At 68.8% G+C, this 433-nt stretch carries 1 protein-coding gene; it reads left to right on the top strand.

Annotated features, from left to right (window positions below; translation table 11 throughout):
- Positions 1 to 20: 20 nt before the first annotated feature.
- The coding region (locus GVL52_RS32225) for a tripartite tricarboxylate transporter substrate-binding protein (RefSeq protein ID WP_280179134.1) at positions 21 to 433 on the top strand (413 nt) is incomplete at its 3' end.

Here is a 433-nt window from a genome sequence, read left to right as displayed (position 1 = left end):
CCGCAACGGCAGCAGGGGGGATGGCCCCGCTGTCGTTCGCGCAGGCGCAATCCACCCCCTATCCGAACAAGCCCATCACGCTCGTGGTGCCGTTCGCGCCCGGTGGGTCGGTCGACAACTCGGGCCGGCTGATGGCCGACCGCCTGAGCAGCGAACTGGGCGTGCCGGTCGTCGTGGACAACAAGGGCGGCGCGGGCGGCGCGATGGGCTCCGTCTACGTGGCGAGGGCCAAGCCCGACGGCTACACGCTGATCGTGACGTCGCAGAGCACGCACGTGGTGAACCCGGCCGTCAACCCCAACCTGCCCTACGACGCGGTGAAGGACTTCGCTCCCATTACGCTCATCGACCGGCTCGCCAACGTGCTGCTGGTGAATGCGGACCTGCCGGTGCGCTCCTTCGCCGATCTGGTCAAGTACGCCCAGGCCCATCC

Origin of the sequence: Rhizobium sp. 18055 (assembly GCF_902706285.1) — a bacterium.
GTDB lineage: Bacteria > Pseudomonadota > Alphaproteobacteria > Rhizobiales > Rhizobiaceae > Rhizobium.
Note: the sequence above shows the minus strand (reverse complement) of the source record. Positions and strands in the feature narration are given on the sequence as shown.